The 20,262-nt window shown below is 51.0% G+C and carries 18 protein-coding genes and 2 pseudogenes; 9 read left to right on the top strand and 11 right to left on the bottom strand.

Translation table 11 applies throughout. From position 1 onward, the window contains the following. Positions 1-122: 122 nt before the first annotated feature. The 4 genes from AC6I8W_RS26125 (at position 123) to AC6I8W_RS26110 (ending at position 6,480) form a co-directional block, all read left to right on the top strand. The gene (locus AC6I8W_RS26125; RefSeq protein ID WP_497839171.1) at positions 123-3,500 is read left to right on the top strand and encodes a UvrD-helicase domain-containing protein; all 3,378 of its coding nucleotides are present in this window, start codon (positions 123-125) and stop codon (positions 3,498-3,500) included. Between the two features lie 140 nt (positions 3,501-3,640). Then, the gene (locus AC6I8W_RS26120) at positions 3,641-4,342 is read left to right on the top strand and encodes a response regulator (protein ID WP_497839170.1); all 702 of its coding nucleotides are present in this window, start codon (positions 3,641-3,643) and stop codon (positions 4,340-4,342) included. A 4-nt stretch (positions 4,343-4,346) separates the two neighbouring features. Then, on the top strand, positions 4,347-5,621 hold the full coding sequence (locus AC6I8W_RS26115) for a sensor histidine kinase (protein WP_497839169.1): 1,275 nt from the start codon (positions 4,347-4,349) through the stop codon (positions 5,619-5,621). An 82-nt stretch (positions 5,622-5,703) separates the two neighbouring features. After that, entirely contained in the window at positions 5,704-6,480 is a 777-nt protein-coding gene (locus AC6I8W_RS26110) for a MipA/OmpV family protein (RefSeq protein ID WP_497839168.1), read from the top strand. Positions 6,481-6,494: 14 nt separating this feature from the next. Here AC6I8W_RS26110 and AC6I8W_RS26105 read toward each other — a convergent pair whose 3' ends face one another. Both AC6I8W_RS26105 and AC6I8W_RS26100 read right to left on the bottom strand, forming a co-directional pair. After that, positions 6,495-7,103: a hypothetical protein gene (locus AC6I8W_RS26105; protein ID WP_497839167.1), complete on the bottom strand. Its 609-nt coding sequence runs from the start codon at positions 7,101-7,103 to the stop codon at positions 6,495-6,497. A 398-nt stretch (positions 7,104-7,501) separates the two neighbouring features. After that, the gene (locus tag AC6I8W_RS26100; RefSeq protein ID WP_497839166.1) at positions 7,502-7,903 is read right to left on the bottom strand and encodes an H-NS family histone-like protein; all 402 of its coding nucleotides are present in this window, start codon (positions 7,901-7,903) and stop codon (positions 7,502-7,504) included. 531 nt (positions 7,904-8,434) lie between these two features. Here AC6I8W_RS26100 and AC6I8W_RS26095 point away from each other — a divergent pair. Next, entirely contained in the window at positions 8,435-9,064 is a 630-nt protein-coding gene (locus AC6I8W_RS26095) for a DUF2913 family protein (protein ID WP_497839165.1), read from the top strand. 57 nt (positions 9,065-9,121) lie between these two features. On the opposite strand, the pseudogene AC6I8W_RS26090 reads toward AC6I8W_RS26095, so the two are convergent. After that, positions 9,122-9,524: pseudogene (locus AC6I8W_RS26090) on the bottom strand (MFS transporter); the annotation flags it as partial. 18 nt (positions 9,525-9,542) lie between these two features. On the opposite strand from AC6I8W_RS26090, the pseudogene AC6I8W_RS26085 reads away from it, so the two are divergent. The 3 genes and pseudogenes from AC6I8W_RS26085 to AC6I8W_RS26075 all read left to right on the top strand — a co-directional run. Further along, positions 9,543-10,025 (top strand): annotated as a pseudogene (locus AC6I8W_RS26085) (LysR substrate-binding domain-containing protein); the annotation flags it as partial. A gap of 250 nt (positions 10,026-10,275) precedes the next feature. Continuing rightward, positions 10,276-11,427, top strand: a complete 1,152-nt coding sequence (locus tag AC6I8W_RS26080; protein WP_497839164.1) for a Fic family protein — start codon at positions 10,276-10,278, stop codon at positions 11,425-11,427. A 70-nt stretch (positions 11,428-11,497) separates the two neighbouring features. Then, positions 11,498-11,689, top strand: a complete 192-nt coding sequence (locus AC6I8W_RS26075; RefSeq protein ID WP_497839387.1) for a helix-turn-helix domain-containing protein — start codon at positions 11,498-11,500, stop codon at positions 11,687-11,689. A gap of 29 nt (positions 11,690-11,718) precedes the next feature. Here the strand turns inward: AC6I8W_RS26075 and AC6I8W_RS26070 are convergent, their stop codons facing one another. Next, positions 11,719-12,504, bottom strand: coding sequence for an SDR family oxidoreductase (locus AC6I8W_RS26070; RefSeq protein WP_497839163.1), 786 nt, complete (start codon positions 12,502-12,504; stop codon positions 11,719-11,721). A gap of 149 nt (positions 12,505-12,653) precedes the next feature. On the opposite strand from AC6I8W_RS26070, the gene AC6I8W_RS26065 reads away from it, so the two are divergent. Next, the gene (locus AC6I8W_RS26065; protein ID WP_497839162.1) at positions 12,654-13,547 is read left to right on the top strand and encodes a LysR family transcriptional regulator; all 894 of its coding nucleotides are present in this window, start codon (positions 12,654-12,656) and stop codon (positions 13,545-13,547) included. 34 nt (positions 13,548-13,581) lie between these two features. Here AC6I8W_RS26065 and AC6I8W_RS26060 read toward each other — a convergent pair whose 3' ends face one another. The 7 genes from AC6I8W_RS26060 to AC6I8W_RS26030 form a co-directional block, all read right to left on the bottom strand. Continuing rightward, positions 13,582-14,571 (bottom strand): aldo/keto reductase, encoded by a 990-nt coding sequence (locus tag AC6I8W_RS26060; protein ID WP_497839161.1) that lies wholly within the window; start codon positions 14,569-14,571, stop codon positions 13,582-13,584. Between the two features lie 107 nt (positions 14,572-14,678). Then, complete coding sequence (locus AC6I8W_RS26055; RefSeq protein WP_497839160.1) at positions 14,679-15,530, bottom strand: aldo/keto reductase; 852 nt, start codon at positions 15,528-15,530, stop codon at positions 14,679-14,681. A gap of 125 nt (positions 15,531-15,655) precedes the next feature. Beyond that, positions 15,656-16,705 (bottom strand): alpha/beta hydrolase, encoded by a 1,050-nt coding sequence (locus tag AC6I8W_RS26050; RefSeq protein WP_497839159.1) that lies wholly within the window; start codon positions 16,703-16,705, stop codon positions 15,656-15,658. 31 nt (positions 16,706-16,736) lie between these two features. Then, positions 16,737-17,486, bottom strand: coding sequence for a carboxymuconolactone decarboxylase family protein (locus AC6I8W_RS26045; RefSeq protein ID WP_497839158.1), 750 nt, complete (start codon positions 17,484-17,486; stop codon positions 16,737-16,739). Continuing rightward, positions 17,464-17,931, bottom strand: a complete 468-nt coding sequence (locus tag AC6I8W_RS26040) for a (R)-mandelonitrile lyase (protein WP_497839157.1) — start codon at positions 17,929-17,931, stop codon at positions 17,464-17,466. Before AC6I8W_RS26040 ends, AC6I8W_RS26045 begins: the two co-directional genes overlap by 23 nt. Positions 17,932-17,996: 65 nt before the next feature. Further along, positions 17,997-19,442 (bottom strand): heavy metal sensor histidine kinase, encoded by a 1,446-nt coding sequence (locus tag AC6I8W_RS26035; RefSeq protein WP_497839156.1) that lies wholly within the window; start codon positions 19,440-19,442, stop codon positions 17,997-17,999. Beyond that, positions 19,435-20,127, bottom strand: coding sequence for a heavy metal response regulator transcription factor (locus AC6I8W_RS26030; RefSeq protein WP_497839155.1), 693 nt, complete (start codon positions 20,125-20,127; stop codon positions 19,435-19,437). The genes AC6I8W_RS26035 and AC6I8W_RS26030 overlap by 8 nt, the downstream gene beginning before the upstream one ends. Positions 20,128-20,262 lie beyond the last annotated feature (135 nt).

The raw sequence follows: 20,262 nt of genomic DNA, 5'->3' as shown, positions 1-20,262 counted from the left end.
AATTCAATCAACAATGTCAGATGATTCCTACCAACAAGGTAAACTCTTCACATAAGTGGATACCCGGATTCGGTTTGATCCTCTGATGCTCAGCCGACATTCTGGTGGAGGTCAGCGAAGTAGTGGCAGAATTTGGTCCTTCATTCTTAGGGCGACGGTTAACCGGTTCGTCTTCCTGGCATTTGCGCTGTACAGGACTTGAGTTAGTCCTGACTGTAGATCAGCGTTCCTATGTTATTAAGGTCGCCAGCGACGCAGATTATCGTATCCGTCAGGGTTATCTCTGGACTGACATCACCTTATTCCCCGGCAAAGAGCGGGAGTTGAAAGTTGATGGCCTGCCAAATCCGCTCGGGGTAGCACTGACCCATGTTCTTAACGCCGCATTGGACAAAAAGCATCTGGATGATGAAGTCGCATTTCTTGAAAACGTTCATCACCAACTCTCAACGTGGCTGGAACATAAATCAGGGCAGGAGAAGCACTGCGTCTTTAATCACCGATGGTTAACCCATGATATACAAACGTCGATTATGGCGAGCCGCCCGGTATTAGATGCTGATGCAATCCGGGAACGATTAAAAAAACCGGGTGTGACATTGTTACTGGGGCAAAAAGCTCAACAGTTGAAACAATCGCTCGTCGACTGGGAAACCGATCCCGTTCCTGCATGGACGGCGCTGAACAACGCGCATACCGAACTTGAACTGAAGTCCTGTAAGGACCTTTTTGATCGTGTCGAAAGTAAACCTCTGACTGAGGAACAAGCCCGCGCGGTTATCTGTTTCGACAACAGAGTTCAGGTTGTGGCATCGGCTGGCTCAGGCAAAACCTCCACGATGGTCGCTAAGGCCGCCTATGCCATCCATCGTGGTTTCGTGGCTCCTGATCGCATCGTGATGATGGCGTTTAACAAGCAGGCAGCAGAAGAACTGAAAGAGCGCGCTGAGAAATCATTCGAAAGACTGGGTATGCCGGGTGTAAAGGTTGCCGCATCCACTTTCCACGCTCTGGGTTTGAGCATTATTGGCAAAGCCACCGGCAGTAAACCTGACATTCCTGACTGGGCGACAGACACCGTTCGTGGCTTCCGTAAGCTGACTGATCTTATTGATCAGCTGAAAGATGGCTCATCCACATTCCGTACCCAATGGGACTTGTTCCGCTTTGTTTTCGCCAGAGACCTGCCAGCACCAGGCGGCGCTGACATCGTTGACGCATGGGATGCTCAGGGGACAGGGCGGTTGCGCACGGCCAATGGCGAGACAGTAAAGAGCCTGGAAGAAAAGATAATTGCTGACTGGCTTTTCTATCAGGGGGTCGAATACCACTACGAAGGCAGTTACCAACATGACACTGCTGATGAAGACCATCGTCAGTATAGGCCGGATTTCTACTATCCCGAGTTGGAGCTTTACCACGAACATTTCGCCCTGAACGCAGAGGGTTTACCGCCACCGAATTTCGAAGGCTATCTGGAAGGCGTCCACTGGAAGCGGCAGTTGCACTATGATATGGGCACATCACTGTTCGAAACCACCTCGTACGGCCTGCGCCAGGGTAACGATTTACAGCGCCTTGCAACCAAACTTACCTCTCTCGGGATAATTCTTGACCCTAATCCGGACCGGCCAATTCCTCCGAAAGGGCAGAAGCCAATGGAATCCGTGGAACTGGTTGGATTGGTACGGACTTTCATCAGCCATGTAAAAAGTAATTCTCTGACCATAAACGTATTACGCCACCGGCTGAAAGATTTACCGGGGGGCACATTCGTTAATCGCTATCAAATGTTCCTGGATATTGTTGGACCTATCCTTGCAGCATGGGACTCAGCGTTAAGGGCGGAAGGGGGTATCGATTTCGAGGATATGCTCAATCTGGCGGCAAGCCATCTGGAGAGTGGTCGCTACGTAGCCCCCTATGAACTGGTGATGGCTGATGAGTTCCAGGACGCCTCTCGGGCGCGGGCGCGTTTGTGCCGTGCGCTGGTACAAAAACCGCACAGATTTCTCTTCGCGGTAGGCGATGACTGGCAGTCTATCAACCGCTTTGCCGGTGCCGATGTTTCGGTAATGACCGGTTTCAAACAATGGTTCGGCCACGGGCAGGTGTTGAAACTTGAGCAGACATTCCGCTGTCCGCAGGCATTGTGCGATATATCCAGCACCTTCATCGCTAAAAATCCGGCGCAGCTCGCTAAATCGGTTTATTCCGCCACACCGGCTCATGGGCCGGTACTTCAGGCATTCCAGGCAGACAGCAAAGATAAGCTGGCTGATGCAGTCGATCAGTTTGTCATGACACTGGCGGAAAGCGTACGTCATGGCTCAATTCCCCCGGGGCGCGACGGTAAGGTGTCCGTCTTCATCCTTGGACGCTATAACAGCGATCGCCAATACCTACCGTCACGGGTAAGCCGATTTGATCGCTGGGTCAATGTGTCGTTTTTGACTATCCATCGTTCCAAAGGCAGTGAAGCTGACTACGTGATCCTGCCAGAAATGATAAGCATCGCGCGGGGGCGTAGCTTTCCTAACACACGTACTGATGACCCGATCCTCGCTATGGCCATGCCTGATGGCGATAAATTCCCGTTGGGTGAAGAACGCCGGTTGTTTTATGTCGCCATGACCCGTGCGCGACGCAGTGTGGCAATGTTTACCGTGAAAGGGAAACACTCCAGTTTTCTACGGGAACTTAAACAGGACGGAAAGATTTCGATTACTGATGTCGATGGGAAAGCGATTCAGGAGGAGGGTTGTCCGCTCTGTAAACAGGGTGTCATGGTGCTTCGCTCTGGTCCATATGGGGAATTCCACTCGTGCTCAAACTTTCCGGATTGCGGATATAAAAGTAATAAGCGAAACCCATCCCAATTGCAGGCAGCATCCCCTTTTGCCCAGAAAAGAGACAATATGGGTTTGCGACCCCGACCGGCACCTGTATCCGAGCCATCCGTTGCAACAGTTCAGAAGTCCAATGTTCAACCAAAACTCTCTTTTCGCAAATCGTTCATCAACGTTTTAGCCGACATTAACAAAAACCTGGACCAGCACCTGCTCGTTGAAAATGCCACGTCCGAACTAAAACTTCGCATCAATGAGGAACGTCGCACTATCGAAGCCGCGTTGACCATGAGTCAATCTGATCTCCGGGTTGAGGTAAAAATGAAAGACCCGTTATTTAGAGCTAATTATGAGAGACTGCAAAAAATCCTGTCATCCTCTGTAGATAATCATCAACGTGACGCCAGGGACACCGGGAGACCCATACCTGTGTTCGTACGGCAGGCCGATCCAGTAGCTGAAGCGGCTGTGGGGCCAATCGTTGAACGCCTGCGAAAGGAACGCGAGGCATTTTTATCGGTTGTTCATGCACAACTTACCGCAGACACCAGCCTACATCGATATTTCACGAAAAACCTTAGCGAGCTGAATGGAGAAAGATATATGGCATCATTGCGTTTGCCGCCTTTCTCACCTGAGGATAAAAAATAGCACATAAAATATAGCCATCTCTGGCCTCAGACGAATTTAGCCACCCGCCCGCGATGAGTTAACCAAACGCTGAAACTCATCTCCTTTTCTGCTGTCTTTTGTTCATGGCTCCGCTTCGTTTTAACCGGAATATTAACGACATGACGACAGTATTGCTCGTTGAGGATGATATCAGGCTGGCGCAGATGATCGTGCCTTACCTGAAACAATATGAGTTTGATGTACTTCATAGCGCCAGTTCTATCGATGCGCAGTCCCGCATGAAAATGAGGGATTTTGATGTTGTATTACTGGACCTGATGCTTGGCGATGCCGATGGTCTGGCATTGTGCCGCCAGATAAGGGCTGAGTCTCACAACGACCCGGCGATTATTATGGTCACCGGGCGGGGTGACCCGGCGGACAGGATTATCGGTTTGGAGGTTGGAGCAGATGATTATCTGCCGAAGCCCTTTGAACCACGTGAACTGCTGGCACGGATGCGGGCTGTGCTTCGTCGTCTGCGTCCGGGTTCCCCCCGAGGTGAAACCAGCGTGATCCAGTCGGGCGAGCTGGAGATCGATACCGCTGCACGCACCGTAACACTGCGACAACAGCCCTGTGTCCTGACCTCTTTGCAATTTGATGTGCTGGTTTCGTTGGCTCGCCAGGCTGGCCGGGTATTGAATCGCGAGCAAATATGGCAGACGGTACGCGGGGAGAGCTATGACAATTTTGACCGCGCTATTGATGTGCATATTGGGCGTATCCGCCAGTTGATCGAGGACGATCCGCGCGCACCAAAGCGCATTATCACGGTACGGGGTGTGGGTTACGTGTTTGCTGCTTTACCAGAACGTTAAGCACATGAAACGCATCGCAGATTTTCCCATGCATTTGCAGATTTTTTTTGCTGTGCTCAGCGCCATCGCGCTGGTCGTACTCTGTACCATTGTGTTGTGGCTATGGAGCGACGATAACAACCGCCATCTCAGTGCCTTTGCTACCTTCAGCGAACTGGTCGAACAAAACCTGCCACCCGCATCGGCGATGAAAAGTGCACAATCTGCTGCGATAGATGACTGGATGCAGCGTACGCATGCACGCTTCGCGCTATTTGATGCGCAGGGGAGGCTGTTGAGCCGACCTTTATCGCCTGAGATCCCCATGCCAAAACAGGTCAGGGCGGGGGGATACTTTGATGACTGGTACGGAACGCGTTTTGTCTGGCAACTCCAGGACAAGCGCCTGCTGGTCATTCAGTTCAGTACTGATCGGCTGGAACGTCCCTGGATGTTTATCATTATGCTGCTGGCAATGGCTGGCGCAGTCGCGTTGATGGCTTTTCCGGTGATTCGCCGACTGACTGCGCGTCTGGAATCCCTGCAACAAAGTGTTGAAGCATTGGGTAGGGGCAACCTGTCCGAGCGTGTACCGGTGACAGGGAAGGATGAAGTCAGTCAACTGGCCGCCAGCTTTAACCGGTCAGCGGCGCAAATCGAGACGCTGGTGCAGTCTCAGAAAACCATGCTGGCTAATGCGTCCCATGAATTACGTTCGCCGTTGATGCGCATACAGATGGCCTCAGCGCTGCTCTCGGGTGAACATTCACAGGCACAAAGTGAACTGCAACGTAGCGTGGCAGAACTGGACGCGTTGGTTGAAGAGATACTCACCCTGAGTCGACTGGAAATGGCGCAGAAGGTTATCACGGGAGAATTTATCTCCACCGATATCACGGCTCTGGCTGCCGAAGAGTGTGCAAGTGCTGAGATCGATCTGGTCGCTGAACATATTATTGCTCAGGTTGATGCTCGCCTGATGCGCCGTTTAATGCGCAATCTGATTGAAAATGCGTTGCGCTATGCCGGTCATGAAGTGGTTATGCGTTTATACCGAACGGATCCTGAGAGTTTTTTGCTGACAGTGGATGATCGTGGTCCAGGTATTCCCACGTCAGAAATGGCACGAATATTTGAGCCTTTCTTCCGTCTGAGCCGCAGTGATAACGGGACGGGGTTAGGGCTGGCCCTGGTACGTTCGATTAGCGAATATCATGGTGGTGCGGTGAGTGCAAATAATCGCACAGGCGGAGGTGCCAGCTTCAAAGTACGCATTCCGCTGTTACATAACTTTACCTGAGGTAAAAAGAGGCGTTACAGGCGGCTGTTGTAATGGATAACAACACTTCCGCCAGCCCCTGTAACGAAAAGGATTTAGTACCATGCCCTTTATTTCCGTGAAGTCTCTTCCGCTGCTGTTGATATTGTCTGCGGCATTTCCCGTCATCGCGGAGGAATCAGACAATGCCTTCAGTGGTTTTGTCGGTGCTGGCGTCGGCGTAAAACCGAAGTACTCAGGGGCCAAACATAACGATACAACCTTTATTCCGGCAGTGAGGGTGAACTACGGCCCGTATTTTATTGGTGGAGTTGATACCCTGACGGCACTAGGCTGGCAGTTTGCCAAAACTGAGCACTGGACCTTCGCCCTGGGTGCAGGCGTCGATCTCTCGCCACGCCAGGAGTCCGATGACGAATATCTGCGTGGCATGGGCGATATTAAAACCTCGCCGCGCGCATTTACCTCGGCAATTTACCGCAATGATATCCTCAATGCTGGAATGATCCTTTCACAGGATGTGGGGGGAAATCAGCAGGGATTTCTGCTCACAACTTACGCCAATCTGTCATGGCGTCCCTATGAAGATTTGCGTCTGTTTACTGGCCCAAGCCTGAGTTGGGCAGATAGCGATTATATGCAGACCCAGCATGGTGTCTCTTCCCAGCAGTCATCACGCAGTGGTTTAGCCCGCTATGATGCAGGCGCGGGCCTGGAGAAAATGGGATGGGAGGCCGGTGTCGATTATGACCTTACCTCATCCTGGCGGGTGACCGCTCGTGTTATGGCACAACGTCTCGAAGGGGACGCAGCCGACAGCCCGCTGACTCAGGATAAGCAGCAACTCAGTTACGCCGTATTACTTGTCTGGCGTTTTTAATCTCTCTTTCGAGATTATCCTGCTGATGTTGTTTGGTGGGTTTGAATAAACACAGGAAGACTTACAACACCCGAGCTATCTGTATAAATATCACCAAAAACAACATCAGTTATCCATAGTGTTGACTCGTTAGTTTTACAACTGATTGTGCCAAAATCATTTTCTTTGACATAATTTTTCATTGCCTGATCAACAAAATGGTCACGATTGAAGCTATAAACTTTCCTGGTTGTATATTGCCTCGCAAAATTCGCAGAATAGATAATTTTGTTGCCACTTAATGAAGGGCGATATTTATCAGGAGAACGACTCTGATTCAGTGTGGTTATCGTATCATCAACGACCTCCACGGTTAGCGGAGTAAAAATCGGGTTACCACCGCTGATACGGCATAGCGCTTTCAAGTCATTGGCTGTTTTTTCTACCTGATCCTGTTTTAATAAGGCAGCTTCAAAGACGAACAGACCTGTTCCTAACTGATTGATATACCATTGATCACCGTAAAATGCCTCTGGTGATGAACCTCTATATTTCTGCAGATCTGATGTGCTCATCGGTGAGACACAACCAGACAGAAGACTACATGCCACAGCAGCGAGGGTGAATTGTTTTATTAATTTCACTATGTAACCATCCTTGAGAATCGAATGCGATAAATTTATCAGAAAGATATAAAGTATCTGTCTAATTTATGTATAGCAATCATAACCATAAAAATTATTATGGATGCTAATGAAATGCGATGGTTAATATACGTAAATTTGACATAAGGCATTATGTGGGGAGTTCTGCTGACGTTCAGGTGCCGGGGTTGCGCAGGCATCACGGCCAGGATAAGTCATGAACTCACATATCGCCGGAGTAATATTGGATTCAGTGGTAGTGAAAGCAACACCGAGGTAATGCGGACTGGACTTAAGTCCTATATAGTGGAGATGAAAGACGGGACAGGCGCCTCTTGGTCATATCCAGTTGAGAGAATATGTCATCCTCTCAACTGATACGTTTAAACCGAGCTTGATTAAATCAGGAAGTCATCCAGCGATTTACCGCTGTCGATGGCTGCTTTAATCGGAGCAGGGGTACGTCCCTGACCGGTCCAGTTTTTTTCCTGACCATTTTCATCGGTGTACTTATACTTGGCAGGGCGCGGTGCACGTTTGGCACGCGGTTTACCTGCTCCCTGCAAAGATTCCAGCAATTCGGTTGGATCGATACCCTCTTTCAACAGCAATTCGCGATATTTAGCCAGTTTTTCAGTTTTCTCACGAACCGCTGCTTCTTCTGCGTGACTATCTTCACGACGCTCAGCAACAACTACGCTGAATTTTTCAAGCATCTCTTCGAGATCAGCCAAGGCCAAATCACGAGCCTGCGCACGAAGTGTACGAATATTATTTAACGCCTTAAGTGACTCACTCATGAAGATCTCCAAAAGTTTGGGTATATGCTGTTAGTGGACTGCTTTATGATGATGTCACAATACTACATGAAATTGACTATGTATATACAGACACGAATATGTAAAGAAGCAAAAATTGATTATGAAGCAGGAAAAATTCCTAATTTACCCAATTCACTGAGCGAATTTTTAATAGTTCCCGTTACAAAACTCAGTAATCGTCTCCTTTCAAAACACTGACGATCCTGCTTCAGGAAATGGCGTGACTTCTTATGGTCCCCATCTGAACCTAAAATGGTATGTCTACCTAATCACCGTGCGTAGCAGGAAGTGGATCGTTCGCATCAATAGTGCGGTATCGATTTATAATATGATCGTTTGGATCCTGGCTTATCCTCTTACAGAATCCTCTTTAGCCTATTTTTGGCTATCCGTGGCCTTTATCGCATTTCACTCTAACAGTATATTTACAATATGCGGCCAATGTATTTTACTGGGTGATGAAGGAATGCCTTTCGACTACAGGATGATGTTTTTGTGATAACTGAGACAATGACGGCGAAGTCGGGACATCTTGCCTGGTGTGCCTTGATTGCGCTTCAACTTGCCAAACATGATGGTCTGGTAAATTCAGAATCCCAGGAAAATATTTTTCTTACCCGCTGGCTGGCAACGGCGCTTAAACAGCATCGTTTTCCGCGCGAAGTTGCAACAGATATACAGTGGTTACTGAAGCAGGGGCGGATGTTCGGCACCAGAGCAAGATTGCGACATAAACTTGATTATCTTTGGCGTTCCTGCTCAGGCGATCTGTCAAAGCAAAACGATTTATTTCGACTCACCTATGCCATCGAAACTGCGAAGGGAATGCAATGGGTATACCGGTTGCTTAGCGATAGAGAATGGTCAGGGCGTCATGCTCTGGTAATTAATGCAAACGTCGATGGGATCTATATCTCACGAACTTCGATTGATTTAGCATTTAGTGATGAGGGTAGGCAGATTGCCCCCCTGGTGGCAAAACTCACTGGCAACCTGCCTGTGCTGGAGAAACTCTTGAAGCGATGTGGTTGGCGTGCAGAGGTGACTATCAACACTAACCTCACTTCTCATTTTTTTCTGATGGTCGATTGCGAAAACCTGGACACCAGGCAACCAGAGATAAGTGCTATCGAGCAGTAAGCTGGGGCGGGTACCTTCTATCACTCGCACCGGCACCCACCGCATGTATTTTTTCCGTCAGATCTCAGCTTCATCTGTTACCTGACATGGCCTCGTTACTCCTTTTGCTGAAGGAAAACCATGTCGTTTCGCCAGCCATACTACCTCCAGCGTCGCTAACAGCAATACAAGCATAGTCGGCACAAACGCGTTGGCCCCCGTTGTTCGAGCAGCACGCCACCGACAATACCACCTCCGGCTATCGCCGTGTTCCAGGCCGTAACCAGCATCGACTGCGCGACATCCGCGGCCTCTCCGGTTGTTTTCGCCAATGCCGTCTGGAACAGGGTTGCGGCACCGCCGAAAGCCAGCCCCCATGCCGCCACCGCGATGTATACCACGGCAGGGATGCGACACCGAATACCAGCAACACCAGATCCGTGCGTTCGGCCATGTCTGCCTTCGTCAGGTAAGGCGCGATTCAGGACCGGCGATCCTACTGTCTGCTCGCCGACTCGGTACTTTCCGTTCGCTTCTGGTGGCGTCACCCGACTACCTGGCACAGCGAGGCACGCCGCAAAAGCCGTCCGATCTGCTGGATCACATTTGCCTGTACTATCGCTTCCCTAACAGCGGCAAGCTGGAACCGTGGGTATTGCGCCACACTGCCGATGAACCCCGGCTGACGCTGCCAACCTCAATGATCTGCAACAACATCGAGACACGCGTTTGCTTCGCCTTGCAGGGGCTGGGTATCGCCTACCTGCCTGAGTTTGCGATCAGGGAGCTGCTGGCAGATGGACGGCTGTGTGCCGTTCTGACCGAGTATGCAGAACGCACGGGGGTTTTTCATGTGCTCTGGCCTGCCAGCAAACATCCCTCGCCGAAGGTCAGGGCTTTCGTCGATTTCCTTAGCTCTCGGGTGTTTCCGCTTTCCTCTGAAATGCCCAAGACTAAACCTCGCCGTGTGGTCAAAAGATAGATGGCGCTTGTCCGGCGAACAGTGGCAAGTGGAGTGTTTTTCGTCATTGTGCAGACGCTGTTCAGTGATTTTTAACAACCCGTTCATTACTAAAAGCGTCTTCAATTAGCACTTACGCTATTAAATAACTCTTTAATAACTTCGGATGGTGTTAAACTTATCTTTAATAATGTTCACTGTGCTTAAAAGGATTTTAATGACACTTGAGCTTATTAAAGAATGCTTTAATAAAGTTAAATAAGGGGTGTAAATGGGGCGCGCTTCTGGACGGTTCATAGTGACCACAAGCCATGATGAGGCAGTAAAAGCTTTTCTTCCCAATCCACTACCGCCCTCATCACCTGTGCTTGATCCTGCTTCCTTTGCTGTAATAAACATAAAAGCAGAAAAAGCCTTGGCCAGATTATCCGGCATGTCTGGGCTGGTAGCCTCAAGCGAGTGGCTGGTCTATAGCGCAATTCGTAAAGAAGCATTGCTAACTTCTCAACTGGAAGGGACACAGGCGACCCTGACTGACATCTTTGATGATGAAGCGGGCCTTACCGTAACTAACGTTGAAGATGTAGAGGAAGTAACGAATTACCTGCAGGCATTCAAATTTGTTCGTGAACAACTGAGCTCGCCTAATGGACTTCCTGTGTGTGTTCGTTTGTTGAAGAAAGCACATGAGGTACTGCTATCTGGAGCGAGAGGAGCTGCAAAACAGCCCGGCGAAGTTAGAAGCACTCAGAACTGGATTGGTGGGACAAGACCGGGGAATGCTGCCTACGTGCCTCCTCCGCCAGATACAGTGGTAGATCTGCTGTCTGACCTGGAGAAATTTATTCATGAGACAACGCCAACTCTACCTCCATTAGTGAGAATTGCCTTGGTACATGCTCAGTTTGAAACGATCCATCCCTTCCTTGATGGTAATGGCCGAATTGGACGCCTGCTTATTGCCATGCTCCTCGAAGAGTGGCAATTGCTGAGGGAGCCGTTGTTGTACGTTTCAGGATATATGAAGCAGCATCAAGCTTATTATTACCAATGTCTGATGGAGATCAGAACTAATGGTAATTGGGAACAATGGGTTGATTTCTTTCTGGAAGCTGTTCAGCTTTCCGCAGAAGAAGCTGAAAAAAGCATCATCAAGATTGCCACACTCATCGCTGAGGACAGGAAAAAAATTCTTGGGATGACGTCCTTAACCATACATACGATGCGCCTTTTTGAGTTTTTACCCACCATGCCAAAGCTAACGGTTGATCGTGCGATGGCATTGCTAAGCGTTTCATACCCCACAGCTAATGCTGCTGTACAAGGACTTGTCGCAGCAGAAGTTCTCGTTGAAACGACAGGAAAAACTCGCAGCAGAAGCTTCGTCTATCAAAATTACGTTGATATCCTTCGTAATGATTAATGAATCATTATGCGATTATGTGATGCACAGCGTCTTAATCGTTTAGCCATATCAAACCAGGTTTGCCTGAATTCAATTACGTTCCGTTGAATGTCGCAACAGGCAAATCCTGAGTATTCGTATGCATCATGCCCTGATGCTGATCCAAACGACACACTGGAACCTTACCCAGGTTGCTGAGGCATACGGCTATAAATCGGCATCTCATTTTACCGAGAGATTCCGTTACCGCTTTGGCAATTCGCCTGTGCAATTACGATAAAAAATCCAGACCCGTGTTATTCAATCTTTTCAAATTGATTCAGCCTGTTTTGAAAATGAATTTAACTCGCTAATAATGCATTCGGGTTCTTCATTGAGCGGCATATTATTCATATCTAAAATACCCTCATTTCTTTCTGGATCATCAGACTGCAAGGCAGCAAACAAAGACGTGAGATCTTTTTGTTCTTCCCCCTGTTCCGCCACCAGTTCGAACGTTTTATTTATTGCGGCATCGCTGGTCAGGGCCGTGACCAGTACACGGGCAATTTGCGCGCGCGATATCACACCATCCTCAGGCGTTCCGGCATGGCGACGGTCCCCCTGAAGCATGACCAGTCGGTGCTGATCATCATTGTGATAATCGAACCAGCCCGGCCTGACGATAGTATAAGGATGACCACTTGCTCTGACCAATCGCTCGGCACGCCTTTTCCAGTCGTGGACCTCTGTTTGTTGATTCCATGTACTGAGCCGTTCTGTGACGCCAATGGTTGTCATTAACACGATGCGCACCTGCGTACCGCGCAACATTTGCAGAATATTTCTCACGCCGCCATAATCAATAGCCCTCGCACCGATACGTCCCTGTCCATCAGAACCCAGCGTAAAAATGACGGCATCAATATTCTCAGCAACGTCAGTTAATGTCTCGGGCATAGAAACATCACCGTAAAATATCTCGGCGTCATGCGGGAGGGATTTTACTTTACGCTGATTTCTGATCAGTGCCGTGGGTTGGTGACCCATTTCTATCGCGGTCCTCATTACATGAAGACCAATACTGCCTGTTGCCCCGGCAACGAGTATTTTCATGATAAACCTTCTGTTTTCTTAGATATATTTTTGTTGCAGACAGAATATCAATTATCATTGTGGTCAGTAATAAGGCTGAAATGATTGCGTCTATGAATACCCTTCATAAATATTGTTTGAAGGGTCGGGTATGAATAAGGAAATAACCGATGCTTAAAGAAAACTTCAATGAATTGCAGATCTTTCTGGTTGTGGCAAGAGAACGAAGTTTTACCAAAGCAGCCGCGAAGCTGGGTGTTTCACAGTCGGCACTTAGCCATGCGATAAAAGCGCTGGAAGAGCGCCTGAACATCCGTCTGTTGACCCGTACCACCCGCAGTGTTGCGCCAACCGAGGCTGGAGAGCGAATTATTGCCTGCCTTGAGCCACGTATCGCCGATCTTGAGCAGGAGCTGGAGGCGCTGATTCAACTGGATGGTACGGCCACAGGTAATATTCGCTTATCATGCGGAGAGCATGCTGCACGTACCCTGGTATGGCCCAGGCTGAAACCTTTCCTCAGGGAATATCCGGAAATCAATGTCGAACTGGTGGTAGATAACGGATTTGTCGATATCGTGGAAGGGCGTTTTGATGCCGGGATTCGCCTTGGTGAAAGCGTTGATAAGGACATGATTGCCGTGAGAATTGGCCCGGATATGCGGATGGCTGTGGTCGGCGCACCGGCATATTTTGCTGCAAACCCAGTTCCTCATACCCCCCATGAACTGCAACATCATCGCTGTATCAATATGCGTTTGCCGACAGCCGGTGGCCTGTATCATTGGGAATTTGAACGGGAAGGGAAACCGCTGCGCGTCAGGGTGGAGGGGCAACTGACATTTAATCTGTTGGCGGAAAGGATCGATGCGGTGCTATCCGGATTCGGTATAGCCTGTGTGCCCGAGAATATGGTGCAGGGCTTTATCGCATCAGGTGAACTTATTCAGGTGTTGCCGGAGTGGTGTCCCGCGTTCCCCGGATACTATCTTTACTATCCCAGCCGTAAACAGCACCCACCCGCCTTTGCGTTGATGATAGATGCACTGCGTTACGCGGAATAACTGGCCTGCCTGGTACAACAGGCCAGCTTAAGCCTTAACGACCGACCCTGGCCTGTAAAGATGCCGGATAACGTTCGCCAACGATTTTTACTGTTTCAAGCGCCTGAGTGATTTTCCGTAAATCATCCTGTGCAAGGATCAGGTCCGCAGCCGCCAGGTTTTCCTCCAGCCGGTGCAACTTGGTCGTGCCGGGAATGGGCACAATCCACGGTTTTTGTGCCAGCAGCCATGCCAGTGCGATCTGCGCAGGGCTGATGCCTTTTTCTGCGGCAAGCGCCCCCAATAGTGCGACAAGCTTTTCATTGGCTTCGAGAGCTTCTGCGGCAAAACGCGGGACTTTACTGCGGAAGTCATCCTCACCGAAGCTCGCCCCCGCCTTGATGGCGCCGGTCAGGAAGCCTTTACCTAACGGGCTAAATGGCACAAAACCAATGCCCAGCTCCTCCAGCAGTGGCAGGATCTCCTGTTCAGGTTCACGCCACCACATTGAATATTCGCTCTGCAACGCGGCGACGGGTTGTACCGCATGCGCACGACGAATGGTCTGCGCACCGGCTTCGGACAGGCCGAAGTGTTTGACCTTGCCTTCAGCAATCAAATCTTTCACCGTACCGGCGACATCCTCAATCGGCACGTCGGGATCAACGCGGTGTTGATATAACAGATCAATCACGTCGGTTTTGAGGCGGCGTAATGATCCCTCCACGGCTGCGCGAATATGCTCAGGACGGCTGTTTAAAATCTGCTGCTTGTTGTCATCACCGAAAGTGAAGCCAAATTTGGTGGCGATAATCACCCGATCGCGCAACGGTTTTAAAGCTTCACCCACCACTTCTTCATTCAGATACGGGCCATACACTTCGGCGGTGTCGAAGAAGGTGACGCCACGTGCAACGGCAGCGCGAATAAGTTCGACAGCCTGACGGGTATCGGTAGCCGGGCCGTAGCCGTGGCTCAGTTCCATGCAACCCAGTCCAAGCGCCGACACTTCGAGTCCGGATTTACCGAGAAAACGTGTCTGCATTAATCTGTCCCTCTTGAAAGGTCATTGTGTCTGCAAAAAATTCGTAGCGGCGCGATTTATCGCGCTGTTTAAACTCGCGCGATAAATCGCGCCGCTACGCTTGAGACTTAAACGTCGAGTTTGCGGCCAGTCAGCCATTCCACCATCGCGGGGTCACGATGGGAGAAAAATGCGCTGGTTGCCGTATCGAGCGCGGTAATTTGCAGCATGTCTTCATCACTCAGCGCGAAATCGAGGATATTGATATTTTCTTCCATCCGCGCTTTGCGCACTGATTTAGCCAGCGAAACGATGCCGCGCTGAAGGATCCAGCGGAGGACCACCTGACCGACGCTTTTGCCATACTTGCTACCGATCGCTGTTAATACAGGATGCTGGAACAAACCGTTTCTTCCCTCGGCAAAAGGTGCCCAGGCTTCAGGCTGGATACCACGGCTTTGCATCCACGGTGCCGCATGCAGCTGCTGGGTAAAGGGGTTGACTTCAACCTGGTTTACGGCCGGAACTACTTTATTGAAAGCGATAAGATCAGCCAGTCGGTCCGGGTGGAAGTTGCTCACGCCAATCGCACGAATCTTCCCTGCCTGTTGCAGTTCTTCCATAGCGCGCCAGGCACCGTGGACATCACCGTAAGGCTGGTGAATCAGATACAGGTCAACATAGTCCAGTTGCAGTCGATTCAATGAGCGCTCGAACTGCGCTTTAGCGCCTGCGTAATTAGTGTCCTGCAACCACAGTTTGGTGGTGACGAAGAGTTCGTTACGGGCAATGCCACTCTGCTTCAGCGCGTTCCCGACCTGAGTTTCATTCTGGTAGGATGCCGCGGTATCAATCAGGCGATAACCGGTTTCGATGGCGTCAATAACCGCTTTCTCGCACTCGGCGGCATCCGTCATCTGGAATACACCAAAGCCCAGCAGGGGCATTTCGATACCGTTATTTAGTTTTACTGTTTGCATGAGGTTGTCCTTCAGATGTGATGTGTGACAAGCATAACGCAGCGCAATTTATCTGATTAGAGGGGGCAATCAGCTAGGGTTAATTAGCAGGATTCATTAATAAATCCTACCTCTACGCTTGTTCACTACTCCAGGTGTTTATCCCGGATGAATTGGCTGACCAGGTCCGCGATCTGCACGTTGTTCAGATCGGAGAACGGGAAGTGAGTATTGCCCGTGATCCCGGCCTCCGGGAGATGGATCACGGTGACATTCCCTCCGTGTTTATTCACCACATCACGCCAGGCTCTGGCCATGGCCAGACGGACGCGCCAGCTGTCTTGCGCGGGCAGAGCAACCGGTTTATCCGGTATGTTGTCGCCATAAATAATCAGAATGGGGATTTTGGTCAGCGCCATAAACTGTGCCAATGGCACGGCTTCACCTTTCAACGTATCGAAGGCGCTCGGCATTGGGGCGGGCAGTTCTTGCGCGGGGAAAACAAAGCCACTACCCGGTTCAAAAGCCACAATGGCTTTCACCTTGTGGTTTTTCATCGCGGTATACCAGCCAGGACCACCACCTTGAGAGTGGGTGAAGAGGATAGCCGGACCGGATTTATCCACCACAGCTGACATGGCGTCAGAAATAACATTGACATCAAATGACCCGGTGTTCGGCGTCATCTGGCGGAAATACTGATTCAGGGCCGCTTTGTCATGAGAGAACTGAACGCCCGGAAAATAGTTCGGCCAGACGCCAAGGCGAAACTGATTAAACCACATCTGCTCATCCGGCTTGGGTGCGATGGTGCCTGCGACAGTGCTGCGACCGGCGCCTCCCCGACGGGGTTGATCAACCAGATAAGTTGAAAAACCGCGACGTAGAAAAATATTCTGGAAGCCTTCGCGACCATCCGGCGTTGTTTCCCAGGTACGGGAGAACTGTCCCGCGCCATGCAGCATGACAATTGGGTATTTGTGGGGATTTACCGGGATTTGGTAGAACACTTGCGCATGATCGCCATGATAAGTTTGACCGGCAGAATCCAGCGGATTTTTCGTCTCAAATTTGCCAGGGGCAGTGATGACGCTGCCACCAGCGGCAAAACTTCCTTGCTCCTGAATAACGAGTGGCTCGGCCTGCACGGACTGAACCATGATGCACATCAGCAGCGTGGTTAAAAGGGTCTTCAAGGTTATCTCCTCTGTGAAGGGTTGCTGCGGATCACGGTTCAATCCGTGCCTGTTGCAGCGCATGCTCAGCCCGCATGGCTGCGCCTTGTTCGCCGTGTTCACGCAGCAACTGCACCAACTGGCGCAGTTGTCCTGCCGTCAGGCCGACGCGCTGGCTGGCGCGCATATGAGATAACAACTGCGCCTCAACGCCGGGTGTGGCGGCTAATGCGCCGACGGTTGCCAGTTCGCGGCTTTGCCAGTCGAGGTTGTCACGGGCAAAAATGTCCCCGAACAAGTGGGTTTGCAGGTACTGATTAATGACCGGCGCGAAATCAAACAATGGCCCCTGAACGGGGGCTCCGGAGATTTTGGTCTGGTTAGCGATGCCAATGCGTCGCAGTTCATCCCCGACCGGAATGGGTGTGGTTGGCTCTTTACCCTTGATATCCTGGATTCCGCGTTGTTGACGCGTCTCAACCACCTTCATCAGGGCAGTTAACGCATTTAAACTGCGCGGAAAGCCGGTGTAGGCATACAGCTGAACCAGAATTTCTTTGATTTCGTTAACCGTCAGCCCGGCGTCCAGCCCCTGATTTAGTGCAGCATTCAGTTTTTCCATCTGGCTGGTTGCCATATACGCGGCAATCAACGGAATGGCCTGCTGGCGTGGCGACAACGTGGGTGATACAGCCTGTTCCTGTTGTTCGGTCGCCACGGGCGCTGCATTCACCGTGAGACTGCAACCCAGCATCAGTAACACCGCTGCGGTCAATACTTTAACGGGCGTGGTATTGTTCATCAGTCACCTTCTCCATCCACTTAACGTTGCTGCCATTGACATTCCCGGTTATCGCCAGGTGTGTCATGGCACTGCCAGCGGCGGCACCATGCCAATGTTTGACGCCAGGCGGGCATGACACGACATCACCCGCACGAATGATCTGTACCGGTTGGCCTTCCTGCTGCGTCAGCCCCACGCCAGCGGTCACGATCAGCCGCTGGCCTGCCGGATGCGTATGCCACGCGGAGCGAGCACCAGGCTCGAAGGTGACATACGCCGCCGAAACATTGATGTCCTTATCGGATTTGAATAGCGGATCAACCCGCACTCGTCCGGTAAAGTTGTCTGCAGCGCCATAAACCGCACTTTGACTGCCTGCGAGGGTCAGATTTTGCGTCTCCGCCGAGGACGCAAAAGTGAAGAGGGGCAGTAACAGCCCGAGGTAACGTATTTTTCCGGTCATGTTGAGCGTCCTTTTCATTGATGAAGGGGATAGCCAGCCATGATTCTAACGTGGGTGAAATGTCGTCAGACTGACGCTTCCCTGACAATTTTGTCAGGGAAGCGTCCCGTGAGTGGAATAGCGCTTCGCTCCGTATCAGGTTGCCTGGCGAATGTCAGCCCAAAGGTATTGATGCCGCCTTCACTGTGCGCAAAGACCTCCCCCCGGTGCATAATTGCCACGGCACGGACGATCGACAGGCCCAGCCCGTGATGGGTATCGCTGCGAGTGCGAGAGGAGTCAACCCGATAAAAGCGTTCAAAAAGCCGATGCAACTGCTCCGGTGCGATGGGATCACCCGGATTGGAAACCGCAACACGGGCCTGATTATTGTTCTCGCTTAACTGAACGGTCACCTGACTGTTGTCTGGCGCATGCCTTGCGCTATTCTCCAGGAGATTAGCCAGCGAACGGTGAAATAACCGCCGATCAATATCGATCGTGACATCACCCTGTACTGCCAGAGAAAGCTGTTTTTCCGCGAATGAGGGTTCGACATACTCTGCTGTTTTCAACGTTTCTTCGCGTAGTGAGACCTGCGTGAGCTGAGCCGCATGTTCACCGGCGTGCGCATGGGACAGAAACAGCATGTCATTAACGATGGATGTCATCCGCTCAAGTTCTTCAAGGTTGGAACCCAGTAACTCTTCCAGCTCATCCTGTGAACGTCGACGTGATAGACCCAATTGCGTTTGACCAATCAGGTTGGTGAGCGGCGTGCGGAGTTCATGCGCGACGTCCGCGTTAAAGCTTTCGAGCTGCCGCCAGGCAATCTCCTGACGCGCCAGGACACCGTTAAATGATGCAGCCAACTGCTGCAATTCTCCAGGTAAGGCGGTGGTATCCAGCCGTTGACCATGATCGCCCGGTGCGAGCAGTTGCGCCTGCTTGCTCAGCGCGCCCACCGGACGCAGACCAATTCTTGAGACGCCATATCCCAGTAACGCAACGATCAACACGCCCACCACGGCAATAATCAACAGCGTGCGGGTGAAGGCATCCAATGTGCCCATGTACGGTGTGGAGTCGATGGCAACGATATAGCGCAACGCCGGCCTCTCACCATTAGCAGGGATGGTTTTGACCAACAGGAAAAGCGAGCAGACGCCGTCCGATGCACCGGGCATCTTGTTAAAACCCTCCTGCAAAGAGGACCACTGAACGCCCACCGGTGGCGCGCCACCGACACTAAAGCGCGGGTCGGCGCTGACTATCCAGTAGCGCACGCGTTCCCCCTCGGAGTTGGCTAACACGGTGAATTTATTCGCCAGCGTAGACCAGTCATTCGCTGAGGTTCGCGCGGTGATCCACGGACTCATTAATGATTGCCGGAACAACAGTTCGTTGTGCATCTGTTTTTGCAGCGAGTCATGCAACGAGCCGCGTAACAAAATGCCAATCACGGAGACAATCAACAGCGCGGATAACGCAAACATCAATGCCAGATGTACCGAGATGGATCGCTTAAACATGATGATCTCCCGGTCTGACTTCAAGGACATACCCCATCCCGCGCACGGTATGCAGTAGCCTGACCTCAAACGGGGTATCAACTTTGGCACGCAGGCGTTTTATCGCGACCTCAACCACGTTGGCGTCGCTGTCAAAATTCATGTCCCATACCTGTTCAGCGATCATCATCTTCGACAAAATTTCCCCCTGATGGCGGACCAGCAGACTCAGCAAGGCAAACTCTTTCGCTGTCAGTTCCAGCCGGATATCCGCACGAAATACTCGTCTGGACAGCAGGTCTACCTGCAAATCATGAATATGCAGTTGTGTGATATCCGCGCCATCGGTTGAACGGCGACGAACCAGCGCCTGAATGCGGGCGACCAACTCAATCAGCGAAAAGGGTTTGGGGAGATAATCATCTGCGCCAAGCCGTAGCCCTTTGACGCGTTCATCAACCGATCCCCGTGCAGATAACATCAACACCGGCGTCTGTTTGCTGGATCGCACAGCTTCCAGTACCCGATAGCCATCCATTCCCGGCAGCATCACATCAAGGATGATCGCGTCGTAGTCGAACTCCAGCGCGTAATACAGCCCTTCAGCACCATTCGCCGAGACATCCACTGTGAACCCGGACTCGCCCAAAGCACGACGAAGATAGGTTGATGTTTTTTCTTCATCTTCGACTAACAACAGGCGCATAACGCTTTTTCCTCTTGAACATAAATGGGGACATTCTGCCCCTGACTTGCCAACACCACGCTGACGGCTTCCTGACAAAAATGTTATTCACCCGTCACCCTGCTGACAGCCGTTCCTCCCTAATCTGGCCGCGCA

This window comes from Pantoea sp. X-Soil-TKNS-1211, from assembly GCF_059730495.1.
The sequence above is the reverse complement of the archived record's forward strand: the minus strand, read 5'-3'. Positions and strand labels throughout refer to the sequence as shown.